General features: G+C 40.2%; 2 rRNA genes. Both read right to left on the reverse strand.

From position 1 onward, the window contains the following. Positions 1-468, reverse strand: a 23S ribosomal RNA gene (locus tag ACLHR0_RS31615); the annotation flags it as partial. 620 nt (positions 469-1,088) lie between these two features. Continuing rightward, positions 1,089-1,200: ribosomal RNA gene (gene rrf, locus ACLHR0_RS31620) — 5S ribosomal RNA — on the reverse strand. Between the last annotated feature and the right edge of the window lie 3 nt (positions 1,201-1,203).

Consider the following 1,203-nt stretch of genomic DNA (forward strand, 5'->3'; position numbering starts at 1 on the left):
CGGTATCTAAGGAGTATTTAGCCTTACCAGATGGTGCTGGCAGTTTCATACAGGATTCCTCCGGTCCCGCACTACTCAGGATACTACACGTCCATCAGAATTTCTGTCTACAGGGCTATCACCTGCTACGGCTCATCTTTCCAGATGATTCAACTTGATCTGACTTTCTAAAAGTAGTCCTACAACCCCGGACAGAATTGCTTCGATCCGGTTTGGGCTCTTCCCCGTTCGCTCGCCACTACTTAGGGAATCATTATTTATTTTCTTTTCCTGCAGGTACTTAGATGTTTCAGTTCCCTGCGTTGGCCCCCTTGCGGGTAATACACCTTCAGTGTACTGGGTTGTCCCATTCGGAAATCTACGGATGTAACGATCGTTTGCATCTCCCCGTAGCTTATCGCAGCTTACCACGTCCTTCGTCGCCTCTTAGATCCTAGGCATCCACCATGCGCTCTTATTCGCTTTAAAAAATTTAGTATTTAGATATTACTATCTTGAATACAACTTGCATTTCCCAATATGTCAAAGAACTTTTAACCACTGACTGCTCTTACGAGCTTTCATTTGTGCGATTATTGATGATGTGTGAGATCTGATCCCTGTGACTCTTTAGTCAAACATCTTCTTGTTATTATTATAAGAACTTATACTCTGTATTGTATTGTTTGTGTTGGGGTTGCAAAGGTAGTGATCTTATATTTAATCACCAAAACTTTCTTGAAGTATTTTGCATCTTTAATTATCTTAGTATCAATGACTTGTCTATTGGGAAAGTGCTATTAATATCTCCGATAATCAAACCCCTATTTTACAAAGAACACTAGCTTTTTTGAAGCGGATGGCAAAGATATGCCCTTTATCATTCGCAAACAAAACTATTTGAGTTTTCTCTCAAACTATTTTTCAATCTTATTTCAAATTGTTTTCAACCTTATGGCTGAGTGTAATTTTATAATCCGTGTGAGGATCATTGCTTTAGAGTAAAAATGTACTGACGCTTTATGAAATTATCTGCTCTTTAGCAGATGCGTCTACTCTTAAAGAAAGAAAAAGCCTTAGTGCAAACGCACCAAGGCTTCTCTTAATAAGTATGGCAGCTACCTACTCTCCCGCATGATATTGCAGTACCATCGGCCATGAGGGGCTTAACTTCTCTGTTCGGAATGGGAAGAGGTGAACACCCTCGGCATAACCACCATAAGA

The organism is Chitinophaga sp. ARDCPP14 (assembly GCF_051362515.1).
In the GTDB taxonomy this organism is placed as follows: domain Bacteria; phylum Bacteroidota; class Bacteroidia; order Chitinophagales; family Chitinophagaceae; genus Chitinophaga.